Genomic DNA, 11,154 nt, shown 5'->3' with positions numbered 1-11,154 from the left:
TGCGAACCTAGGGCACCGCCAGGGCCCTCTTCCTCCATTACCCCCTCCACTACACAGTGGCGGGGGTCTTGGTTTTGGGCTTGATCATCGTTTACATGATCGCCGAAATGCTTAAATACGCTAAACCTAAACCGATCACGGTTGCCATCAAGACGTCGCTTGGATAATGAAGTCCTAGAATGATGCGCGAAAGCGCAATCAGGGTCGAGAAAGGAACCAGAATCCAAGCTAATTCGGGGATGTAGTAGATGGCGACAGTCGAGAAAGTGACAGCATGGAGTGTATGCCCGGAGGGAAAACTATATTGGTCGAGCGGCGGAACTAAGGCCATGATGTCATGTGAATGATGACAGGGGCGAGCACGCCGCGTCAGGCCTTTAAGCGACTTGTAGAGAAGTAGTGCCACACCGCCGGTCGCCATCATGTGCAAACTGGCTTGTAATCCGTTCAATCCATAGACCAATGGCAGGGCGGCCATGAGGCTATACCAGAACACACCATCTCCCAAGCGACTGATCAGGGCAAAGGGTCGCCGAATCCAGAAACGTTGCCCGGAACGTGTCCAGAGACGACAGACGGACATTTCCAACTCATTCAGGTGTTGTAGCCAAGCTTGCATGACAGGACTCCGCTTTCACTCGTCGTCTATGAATCACCGCAAATAATTGTTCCTCAACCCGCCCCAGGACACGATCCCAACCAATCTTCAGCGCGGCCCTTCTGGCTTCGAACCCCATTCGACGCAGTCGTTCCCGATCGCCAACACAGTCGAGACAGGCGGCAACAAAATCAGGGCCGGCCTCGATCGGTACGGTCACACCATTGATCCCTGATGAGACGTGTGCATGCGCGGCCGCGTAATCGAAGGCGATGACAGGTAGAGCACTCGCCATGGCTTCGGTGACGACATTGCCAAAGGTCTCGGTGAGACTTGGAAACAGGAAAAGGTCGCCCGAGGCATAGTGCGCGGCAAGTTCGTCTCCGACGCGCGCGCCTGCAAAGATCAGATCGGGATGTTCCTGTTGCAAATGCGCCCGTTCAGGACCATCACCGACCAGCACGAAGCGCGCGCTCGGACACTGGCGCTGAATGGCACGAAAGCCAGCAAGCGCCAGGGCTAGATTCTTCTCCGCCGCGATTCGGCCGACATAGAGTGCGACCAGATCATTCTCGCTACATCCCCAGGAGCGACGTAGTGCGTCGGAACGCCAGTCTGGCGAGAATCGCGTGACATCTACCCCACGTCCGAAGACATGAAGGTTTTCGAAGCCCTCGTTCGCTAAGCTGTCGCGCAAGTCAGCGGTCGGAACCAGCGTTGTGTCGGAGCGGTTGTGGAAGTGCCTCAGCGTCCCCTCGATCTGATGTGTCAGAGCGCCGAGACCATAATGTTGACTATATTGCTGAAAATGGGTGTGAAACCCGGTGACCGTAGGGATCGCAAGCGCCCGTGCCGCCGAGAGCGCGGCATGGCCGAGCGGCCCCTGGGTTGCGATATAGACCAGGTCGGGCGCGCTTCGATGCCAGAGACGGCGCAGACGCCAATAGACCGGGAGCCCGAAACGCAGACCTCGATAGCCGGGGATCGGTAGACCAGGCACCAGATGCAGATCAAGCGTTTCTGTGCCTTCGGGGCGTCGCGGATCGGCGGGTTGTCGCGGTCGAACCAGTTGGATGCCATGACCACGCTCGGCCATCCCTTCGGCGAAATGGCGCATGGTATTGGCTACGCCGTTGATCTCAGGGGGATAGGTCTCGGTCACGATGGCGATCTTGAGCCGATCGAGTGGTGACGGGGACGTGATCCGCGTTGTGCTAGACATGATTCAGGCGGCTCCAGGCTCCAGCCGGAATGGAATTTCATCATCGTCGACCACCGAAACTTCGTCCTTGGCGGTCATTGTCGACGTTCTGTCCAAAGCGTTGAGCGAGGCGAGAATGGCAAGGCGTACGCGCTCAGCCAGTGCGCGGCGTGACTCACCCTCCAGGGCGTACACCGCCGGAAGAAAATGGATCTGGGCGATCAGCCCTGGATGACGAATGAGACGCCCGAGGTTGGCAATCAGACTGTCATCGCCGATATAGGGGACAGCCGTGTCCGGGGCCGGGTCGTCCAGACGTCGATAGCGAATGGCGACAGGCTGGATGCGCACGCCGGAAGACTGGGCGAGGGCGAAGAGCCGGGGATGGAAACGCCCGAGGGTTCGCCCATCGGTCGTGGTGCCCTCCGGGAAGATCATGACCGTGCGCCGCGACTCCAGATCCTCGCGCAACTGGCTGAGAACGTGCTCAGACTGGTGCGCGCCGCGTTCGATGAAGCGCGTTCCGGCGAGTACCGCCATCCAGCCGATCAGCGGCCAGCGTCGGACATCCGACTTGGAGAGAAAGCGAATCTCGCCCTGCGCACCGAGGATCGGGATGTCGAGCCAGGAGATATGATTGCCGATCAACAGACAGTTGGTTTCCAATCGGCCCTCGACACGAACCTGAACACCCAGTGCCCGAACGAGCCGTCCATGCCACCAGCGCACAGCGCTTGGCAACCAGGTCGGTCGCTGTGGCCGGCGACGGCGAAGGGTGGCATAGAGACCGACGAGCACGCCGGTCGCGAGGTGCTCGCCGACACGCCAGGTTCGCCAAAGTATTCGCGCCATCATGGTTTTATGCGCCATTGGACTTGGGCGCGAAAACGATTCGTGAGAAGCATTGGCGTCGAGTGTGGTGCATTGCAGCGAGGCATAGGACGGCCACTCGGCGCGGCTCAAAAGCCGTGTCTGTCGAAAAAATGCCGTGAGTAGGCCGGACTCAGCGTCTTGAGGTCGAGCAGCATCAGCACGTCGGCAACGCCGAACTCTGGATCGCGACAGGGTTCGCCGCAGGCCTTGGCACCGAGACGGACATAGGCGCGCAGCAAGGGCGGCAAGGGGGCATCCAGGACGTCATCGGCGACCTGGGTCGTGAGCAGTGGCGTGTGCGGCGTGACGCGCCGATCCTCGGGCGCCATCGCTTGGCGGCGCAGTCGGTTCATGATGGCCGCCGCCTGGATGTCCCGCTCACCGAGTGGGACGCTGGCGCAGCCGAAGAGATAGTCGAAACCGTTGATGCGGACGAATCCGGCCAGGCCCGACCAGAGCACGGCAAGCGCCGATCCCTGCCGGAACTCAGACGCGATACAGGTACGGCCGACCTCCAGCAGACGTCCATCCAGACGCGTGATCGACTCCAGTGCGAATTCACTCTCCGAGTAAAAACGTCCGACTCGTGCCGCGTTCTGGTCGGTCAGCAGACGGGTGCAGCCGACGACTCGCCCGGTGCGTGAGTCGCGGACGAGCAGATGCTGACAATGGTCGTCGAATGCGTCGCGGTCGTAGCCCGGCCCGCCCGTGAGCTGAGCCCCCATTTCCTCGCCGAAGACCTGGTAGCGCAAAGCCTGAGCTTCGCGCACCTCGGACTCGGATGTTGCGATCTCGACATAGAGACGCTCGCCACGCTTGGCGAGCGACGCGGAAGCCGAAGCGACCATTGAATGCCCTCACAGGTGAAGAATGCCTGGAGAGCTATCTTAGGCGGCGAGTGTTGCGGCCTGATGTGGAGTGGATGACAGGTCGGTGAACGCAGGCAGCGCTCTCAGTCACGTAGCGACAGGATCGGCCAGCCGCGTGTCTCGGCCGTGGCACGCAACTGAGCATCCGGATTGACGGCAATCGGTCGCTCGACCCGCTCCAGCAGCGGCAGATCGTTATGCGAGTCGCTGTAGAAGTAACTGCCCGCAAGATCCAACCCCTGCTCGGCGAGCCAGTGTTCGAGCCGCTCGACCTTGCCCTCACGAAAGGAGGGCACACCCTCGACCTCACCCGTATAAGCGCCGTCGCGTTCGGCGGGCAGGGTGGCAATCAGATGCGGCACGCCGAAGCGCTCGGCGATCGGTGCCGTGACAAAGGCATTGGTCGCGGTGATGATGAGCAGGGTGTCACCATCGGACTGGTGACGCGCGACGAGCGCGCGCGCGGCCGGAGTCATGATCGGCTCGATCTGCTCTTCGAGGAAGCGCGCGCGCAACGCCTCCAGACGCTCGCGCGGGTGCTCGCGCAACGGACGCAGCGAAAAACGCAGAAATTCTTGGATATCCAGGGTGCCGGCCTGATATTCGCGATAGAATCGCTCGTTCTCGCGCGCGTATTCAGCGCCGTCCACAAGTCCATGTTGGGCGAGATAGCATCCCCAGAGATAGTCCGAGTCACCGTCTAAGAGTGTATTGTCGAGATCGAAGATAGCGAGTGGCACGCGGCTGATTCCAGTCTGTGAGTGAAGGGGAGTCTGGCGCGGATCTTGCGCCCTTGAGGGTGATACTCCGGGATTGGCGCGCGGGTTTCAAGGGCGGATGGCTGTGATCAACCGCCTGTGACGAGCGAGATGGAGGACATCCCGGCGATTCGGCCCGTATCAGCGTGTCCGCGCTTGGTGACAACCAAGCTCTTGATTGGAAATCGCTTATACGTTCGCTGGCTTGCCGGAAACGACTGCTCTATGGAAGAATGAGCCAGTAACAAGCCAAGGAGAGACGCATCCTTGATCGACCACGACGGCTTTAGACCCAATGTTGGCATTATCCTGAGTAATCAGGACCGTCGCCTATTCTGGGGGCGCCGCGTTGGCCAGAACGCCTGGCAGTTTCCTCAGGGTGGCATCAACCCCGATGAGACGCCCGAACAGGCCATGTTTCGCGAGCTGGAAGAGGAAGTCGGTCTGCGCGAACAGCAGGTCACCATCCTGGGTTGTACGCGCGGTTGGCTGCGTTATCACCTGCCCAAGCGCTACATCCGACGCCATTACTGTGGCCCCGGCCCGACCTGTATCGGCCAGAAGCAAGTGTGGTTCATGCTGCGTGTCGATTGTGACGAGGATGCCTTCTGCCTCGATCGCACCGACAAGCCCGAGTTCGACGCCTGGCGTTGGGTGCGCTATTGGCAGCCGCTCTACGAGGTGGTGTATTTCAAGCGCCATGTCTACCAGCAGGCACTCGAAGAGTTGGCACCCGCTCTCTATCCCGAGGGGGTTCCGGATCGCCGCCATGTCTACGCTGGCCCCTCCAGATTGTTACGTCAGGGATATCCATGAGCCCCTTCCACCGGGAAAGGGTCGAGGGAATGGCTTAGGTCCGCATGCAATCAGGCACGAATTTGTCCGAGATCCCATCTTCCCAGGGCGCGATCACCTCGCCCAGCATGCTCGAATCACTCAGGCGTATCGTTCAGGAGGTGAACAACGCCCGTGATCTCGAGCAGGCGCTCTCCATCATCGTGCGCCGTGTCAAGCAGGCCGTGGGGGCGGATGTCTGCTCGGTCTATCTCAACGACTACGACAATCATCGCCACATCCTGCACGCGACCGATGGTCTGCGCCTGGATGCCGTGGGACGGGTACGGCTCGAACTCGGGCGCGGACTGATCGGGCAGGTGAGCGAGCGCGCCGAGCCAATCAATCTCGACGACGCCGCCAACCATCCGCGCTATGAATGCATCACCGATACCGGCGAAGAGCGGTATCACGGCTTTCTCGGCGCGCCCATCATCCAGAATCGCAAGGTGCTCGGCGTCCTGGTGCTGCGCCAGCGCCAGCGGCGCCACTTCGGTGAGGACGAGGTCACCTTCGTCATGACCCTGGCCTCGCAACTGGCCGGTGCCATCACCTTTGCCCGTACCAGCGGCGAGTTGGTGCGCTTGCAGGACGACGGCATCCCGCAACGCTTTCTGCCGGGACTGGCCGCCTCGCCGGGCATCGGCATCGGACACGCGGTTGTGGTCTATCCGCCGGCCGATCTGGACGCCGTGCCCGATCGACGCCCCGAGGATCTGGACGCTGAGGCCGAGGAATTTCGCCGGGCGGTGCGCGAGGTTGCCGGCGACCTCGATCGTTTCGCCAGCCGCACCCAGGTCCATCTGCGTGTCGAGGACATGGCGCTGTTCGATGCCTGGCGGCTGATGCTGGAGAGCGACACCCTGATCGATGGCACGCTGTCACGGATTCGCGCCGGCAACTGGGCGCCGGGTGCCTTGCGCGAGACCATCGCCGATCACGCACGGGTGTTCGACGCCATGGATGATGCCTACCTGCGCGAGCGGGCCTCGGACGTGCGCGATCTGGGGCGCTGTATCCTGATGCACTTACAGAATCGGGACACGACACCGATCCAGTATGCGTCACACACCATCCTGGTGGGTGAGGAGATCAGCGCCATGCAGATCGCCGATGTGCCGCGCGAGAAGCTGGCCGGGGTCGTGTCAACCACGGGTTCGGGTTCATCGCATGTCGGCATCCTGGCGCGCGGCATGGGTGTTCCGGCGGCCATGGGGGTGTCCGATCTGCCGGTCAGCCGGGTCGAGGGGCGCGAAATGGTGGTCGACGGCTACCGCGGGCGCGTGTATGTCTCGCCGGGGCCGGCCGTGCGTTCGGAGTACCAGCGTCTCGCGGCTGATGACGCGGCCCTGACCTCTGAGCTGCAAGCTCTGAGTCATCTGCCGGCCGATACCACTGATGGCTATACGATTCCGCTCTATCTCAATACGGGGCTGGTGTCCGAGAGCCGCCCGCTCGGCATCGAGGAGTCGGCCGGCGTCGGTCTCTACCGCACCGAACTGCCCTTCATCGTGCGCGACAGCTTTCCGAGCGAGGCGGCGCAGATGAGCAACTACCGGCATGTCCTGGAGCTGTTCGCGCCGCGTCCGGTGACCATCCGCACGCTCGACATCGGCGGCGACAAGCCGTTGCCGTACTTTCCGATGCACGAGGCCAATCCCTTCCTCGGCTGGCGCGGCATCCGCATCACGCTCGATCATCCCGAGATTTTTCTGACCCAGGTGCGCGCGGTCCTGCGCGCGGCCATCGGACTCGACAACCTGCAACTGCTGCTGCCCATGGTCAGCACCGTCGGCGAGGTCGACGATGCCTTGCTCCTGATCCAGCGCGCCCATGACGAGCTGCTGGAGGAAGGCTATCAGGTGCGGATGCCGCCGGTCGGGGTCATGATCGAAGTGCCGGCGGCCGTCTACCAAGCCGAGGCCCTGGCGCGCCGGGTCGATTTTCTGTCCGTGGGCACCAATGATCTCACCCAGTATCTACTGGCGGTTGATCGTAACAATCCGCATGTGGCCAAGCTCTACAACGAATATCATCCAGCGGTCCTGCGCGCGCTTTTGCAGATCCTGACCGGCGCGCGGCTCCACGGCAAGGAAGTCAGCGTCTGCGGCGAAATGGCCGGCGACCCGCTGGCGACCTTTTTGCTGCTGGGCATGGGCGTGCACAGCCTCAGCATGGGGGCCGGCAGTCTGCTGCGGGTCAAGAAGGTTATCCGCAGCATCAGCCGCGCGCGGGCGCGTGAGGTGCTCAAGGTTGCCCTGCAATGCGAGGATGCCGGCTCGGTGCGTCGTCTGCTGCTCGATGCACTGGAGACCGTCGGACTGGGCGGTCTGGTGCGACCGGGTCGCTAGACGGGCAGCGACTTGCCGGGATTGAGGATGCCCGCCGGATCGAACTGCGACTTGATGGCGTGCATGAGCCGCAGCGCGACCGGGTCGAGTTCGCGGTCGACGAAATCGCGCTTTTCGAGTCCCACGCCGTGCTCACCTGAGAGCGTTCCCCCTAGCCGCAGCACCAGCGTGAAGACCGCGTCCAGACAGTGCGCAGCGCGCGCGACCTCCTCGGCGTCGTCCGGATCGATCAGCAGATTGACATGGATGTTGCCGTTGCCGGCATGCCCGAAGTTGACGATACGAATACCGGTTTCGTGCGCGAGTTGCTCCAGCCCATTGATGAACGCGCCCATGTGCGAAACAGGCACCACCACGTCCTCGTTGATCTTCTTCGGGGCGATGTGACGCAGGGCCGGAGACAGTGCCTTGCGTGTTTTCCAGAGCGCCGCCACTTCCTCGGTGGTCTCAGCGAGGCGCAATTCCAGCAGACCCGAGACACGCGCCGCCTCACCGACCGCCCGCTGGGCTTCCTGGATACAGGCCGCCGGACCGTCGACCTCGATCATCAACAGCGCTCCAGCCCCCGCCGGCAGGTCGAGTTCGGAATAGCGGCTGACCATCTCGATCGCCGAACCGTCCATAATCTCCAGCGCGCAGGGCGTGACCGGCTGGGCCATGATGGCCGAGACGGCGAGCGCGGCGCTGTGGATGTCAGCATAGGTCGCGCGCAGGGTGCGCTTGGCCTCGGGGAGCGGGGTGAGTTTGAGTGTGGCCTCGGTGACGAGCGCGAGCGTGCCCTCGGAGCCGATGATGAGCCGCGTCAGGTCATAGCCGACCACGCCCTTGGTAGTGAGGACACCGGTGTGGAAGACCTCACCCGTGCCGCTCACCGCGCGCAGACCCAGGGTGTTCTCGCGCGGCGTGCCGTACTTGACCGCGCGCGGGCCCGCTGAGTTATAGGCCAGGTTGCCGCCGATGGTGCAGGTGGCGGCGCTGGTCGGGTCCGGCGGCCAGAAGAAGCCCGCGGCGGCGATGGCCTGCTGCAACCGCGCGTTGGTCACGCCCGGTTCGACCACCGCCAATCGGTCGCCGGGTTCGATACGCTGGATCCGGTCCATGCGTTCGAACGAGAGCACGACGCCGCCGCGATCGGGCACCGTGGCGCCAGTAGTGCCGGTGCCCAGGCCACGGGCGATCAGCGGCAATCCAGCCTCCGCGCAGAGCCGGACCAGCGCGGCGACCTGAGCCTCGTCGCGCGCGAAGACAACCGCTTGGGGCAGAGCCTGACGGCGACTGTTGTCATAGCCATAGGGCCAGCAGTCAGCCGGGTCGGTCAGTAGCGCGTCAGCGCCCGCGATTCGCGCCAGCTCGGCGCGCAGTCCAGCCGTGAGTTCAGGCATTCGGGGTCCGGTAGGCAATAGAGTTTGGAGGCTGTGCGTGCGCTGGCCTAGAGCGTGAAGGCCTGCTTGATCCACTCAATGTCGTCCTGGGCGCCGATGGCCACGACATCGAACCGGCAGGCCAGTTGGGTGGGGTGCATGAGGAGATAATGACGCGCCGCCAGGATCAGACGCTGTTGTTTGCGCGCGTCCACGGTCGCAGCGGCGGTGCCGAAGCGCGCGGAGCGCCGATAGCGCACCTCGACGAAGACCAGGATGGACGCATCACGCATCACCAGATCGATCTCACCGCGGCGACAGCGATGATTGCGCGCGACCAGTGTCAGACCCTGGGTGGTTAGAAAGGACTCAGCAATACGCTCCTTGGCCTCGCCGATTGCGCGCGTGTCCGGGCGCAATCGGCCGCCGCGGGGTTCAGCGCTCATTCAGAGCCGACCGCCGCGGTGGTCTTGGCGCGCGAGTCGTCTGGCCGGTCCGCGCCATTGGCCAAACGCGGGCCAGTCTCGGTGAAGCGTCCGAGCGCCAGTTGACGGGTGATCCGGCCCAGCGGGTCGATCGCCAGCCCGCCGGTTTGGCCGGGGACATAGGCGCCAGGGTTCGCGGCCAGCTCCGACAGCTGCGGTGCCAAACGATAGGCATCGATCCCCATGGCGTAGAGTCTGGCGAGCGGACCCGCGGCGCTGGCGGTCTGACCCATGACGGCACGGTGCGCCAGTGGCCCCGCGCCGCCCAGGTCGAGCATCCAGGGAATGTCGACGAAATAGAGTCCGACCAAGGCCCTGTCGGCGTTGGCATCGAAGCGCCCCGAATAGACGTGCGAGGTCGAGATGACGATCAGGGGGTTTTTCGCGGTGGCCTGGATCTGGGGATAGATCTTGCGCGCCATCTCGGCCGTGGCAACCAGGAACAGCAGGTCGGCGTCCTGAGCCGCCATGAGTCGGTCCAGTGTTTTGTTATAGCTCGACCAGGCCGGATCGAAGCTGGCTTGACCGAGCAGGCTGCCGCCTTGAGCGCGCCATTGTGCGCTAAAGGCTGTCGCCAGACGCTGGCCCCAGGCATCGTCTGGATGGAGGACGAGCGCACGCCTGGCGCCCAGACTGAGACCCTTGTTCGCCGCCTCGGCCGCCTCGTTCTCGGGTGAGAGCGCGAATTGGAACAGATTCAGGGCGCGACGTTCCGCTTCGGTGGATTCGTTCAGCGCGAGCGTGGGGACCTGCAACGCCTTGGCGTCGACCAGCGCATCGACGGCCGGTTTTTCCAGCGGGCCGATCACATAATCGGCACCGCGCGTGGTGGCAGAAGCGTACAGCGTGCGCACTCGGTTGGCCTTGGTGCTGTCGGCGAAGGTCAATGACGGGCGCTGATTGACCGTGTCGGCGCGGTTGGCCGCCTCGATGCCATCGCGAATCGCCTTGGCGGCGGCCGCGAAACGCCCGCCATTGGGCAGCATCACGGTCAGCGGTTGAGCGGTTGCGTATCCAGTCGGCCCCTCTCCTGTATAGGCGCGTACCAGCCCGGGAAGCGCCGGGTGGCTCGTCCAACCCTGGTGCCATTGACGATAGGCCGCTTCCAGTTGCTTAGGATCAGCACTCTGGCGCTGTACGAGCTGGGCGATCTCGGCCCAGCCCTTCATCGGGCCGCGACTCGAGCGGATGAGCTTGAGCACGTCGTCCTCGCTGATCAGTGCCAGCGTTGCGACCAGCGAAACCTGATTGGTCATCCGGACCGGCCCATCGAGCAGGGCATCGAGTTTGAGCAGTGACTCGGCGGAGGCCAGCGGATCATTATCGAGTCGCTGGGCGGCCGCCAGCAGTCCGATCCGTCGGATCTTGAGTGATTTGGGGAGCGTCGTATTCAGACGGTTGAGTTCGGCGATAGCGGCCTTGGGCTGTTTGGCCGCGAGGGCGAGTTCGGCCTTGAGCAAGCGTGATCGTTCCAGTTGGCCACCGACGAGTCCAGCCGGTTCGAGCGCATCGAGCGTCTGGCGCGCCTGGCTGACCCGACCGCCGGCCAGATAGGCCTGGGCGGCCTGGAGTCTGAGTTCGGCCTTGGCCGGAGCTTGAGCGCGGGGCGCCAGTTCCAGGTAGAGTGCAGCGGCCTCGTCGACCTGGCCCTGAGTCTCCAGGGCGTTAGCACGGCTCAGCTCAGCCGCCGGAACGCTGGCGAGCAGGCTGGCCGGATCCTGGATCGGTTGTACGGCACAACCCGACAGGACCGAGGCGACGAGCAGCGGCGCAAACCGCCAGCGCAAGGAAAAAGCGGTACGGTCGACGCGATTCTTGGGCATG

10 protein-coding genes are annotated in these 11,154 nt (G+C 63.5%); 2 read left to right on the top strand and 8 right to left on the bottom strand.

What is annotated here, in order from left to right; genetic code table 11:
- Positions 1 to 91: 91 nt before the first annotated feature.
- From GJ668_RS13095 to GJ668_RS13075, 5 genes are all read right to left on the bottom strand, one after another.
- A complete protein-coding gene (locus GJ668_RS13095; RefSeq protein ID WP_155450588.1) occupies positions 92 to 619 on the bottom strand; it encodes a phosphatase PAP2 family protein in 528 nt (175 codons plus the stop codon).
- Positions 591 to 1,820, bottom strand: coding sequence for a glycosyltransferase family 4 protein (locus GJ668_RS13090; protein ID WP_155450587.1), 1,230 nt, complete (start codon positions 1,818 to 1,820; stop codon positions 591 to 593). Before GJ668_RS13090 ends, GJ668_RS13095 begins: the two co-directional genes overlap by 29 nt.
- 3 nt (positions 1,821 to 1,823) lie before the next feature.
- Complete coding sequence (locus GJ668_RS13085) at positions 1,824 to 2,654, bottom strand: lysophospholipid acyltransferase family protein (protein ID WP_155450596.1); 831 nt, start codon at positions 2,652 to 2,654, stop codon at positions 1,824 to 1,826.
- A 104-nt stretch (positions 2,655 to 2,758) separates the two neighbouring features.
- Positions 2,759 to 3,520 carry a GNAT family N-acetyltransferase gene (locus tag GJ668_RS13080; RefSeq protein ID WP_155450586.1) on the bottom strand — a complete coding sequence of 254 codons (762 nt, stop codon included), beginning with the start codon at positions 3,518 to 3,520 and terminating at the stop codon, positions 2,759 to 2,761.
- A 104-nt stretch (positions 3,521 to 3,624) separates the two neighbouring features.
- Positions 3,625 to 4,281: a histidinol-phosphatase gene (locus tag GJ668_RS13075; RefSeq protein ID WP_186343090.1), complete on the bottom strand. Its 657-nt coding sequence runs from the start codon at positions 4,279 to 4,281 to the stop codon at positions 3,625 to 3,627.
- Positions 4,282 to 4,566: 285 nt separating this feature from the next.
- Between GJ668_RS13075 and GJ668_RS13070 the strand changes: the two genes are divergently transcribed.
- Together GJ668_RS13070 and ptsP are read left to right on the top strand one after the other, a co-directional pair.
- Entirely contained in the window at positions 4,567 to 5,115 is a 549-nt protein-coding gene (locus GJ668_RS13070; RefSeq protein WP_155450585.1) for an RNA pyrophosphohydrolase, read from the top strand.
- Positions 5,116 to 5,222: 107 nt separating this feature from the next.
- Complete coding sequence (gene ptsP, locus GJ668_RS13065) at positions 5,223 to 7,484, top strand: phosphoenolpyruvate--protein phosphotransferase (protein WP_155450584.1); 2,262 nt, start codon at positions 5,223 to 5,225, stop codon at positions 7,482 to 7,484.
- On the opposite strand, the gene GJ668_RS13060 is transcribed toward ptsP, so the two are convergent.
- From GJ668_RS13060 to GJ668_RS13050, 3 genes are read right to left on the bottom strand one after another with little or no spacing between them, the layout of a single operon-like run.
- On the bottom strand, positions 7,481 to 8,866 hold the full coding sequence (locus tag GJ668_RS13060; protein ID WP_155450583.1) for an FAD-binding oxidoreductase: 1,386 nt from the start codon (positions 8,864 to 8,866) through the stop codon (positions 7,481 to 7,483). The two genes, ptsP and GJ668_RS13060, sit on opposite strands and share 4 nt — an antisense overlap.
- Before the next feature lie 47 nt (positions 8,867 to 8,913).
- Positions 8,914 to 9,291: a YraN family protein gene (locus tag GJ668_RS13055; RefSeq protein WP_155450582.1), complete on the bottom strand. Its 378-nt coding sequence runs from the start codon at positions 9,289 to 9,291 to the stop codon at positions 8,914 to 8,916.
- Positions 9,288 to 11,153 (bottom strand): penicillin-binding protein activator, encoded by a 1,866-nt coding sequence (locus GJ668_RS13050; protein WP_155450581.1) that lies wholly within the window; start codon positions 11,151 to 11,153, stop codon positions 9,288 to 9,290. The genes GJ668_RS13055 and GJ668_RS13050 overlap by 4 nt, the downstream gene beginning before the upstream one ends.
- Between the last annotated feature and the right edge of the window lies 1 nt (position 11,154).

The sequence above is a fragment of the Allochromatium palmeri genome (assembly GCF_009720725.1).
Classification (GTDB): domain Bacteria; phylum Pseudomonadota; class Gammaproteobacteria; order Chromatiales; family Chromatiaceae; genus Thermochromatium; species Thermochromatium palmeri.
Note: the sequence above shows the minus strand (reverse complement) of the source record. Positions and strands in the feature narration are given on the sequence as shown.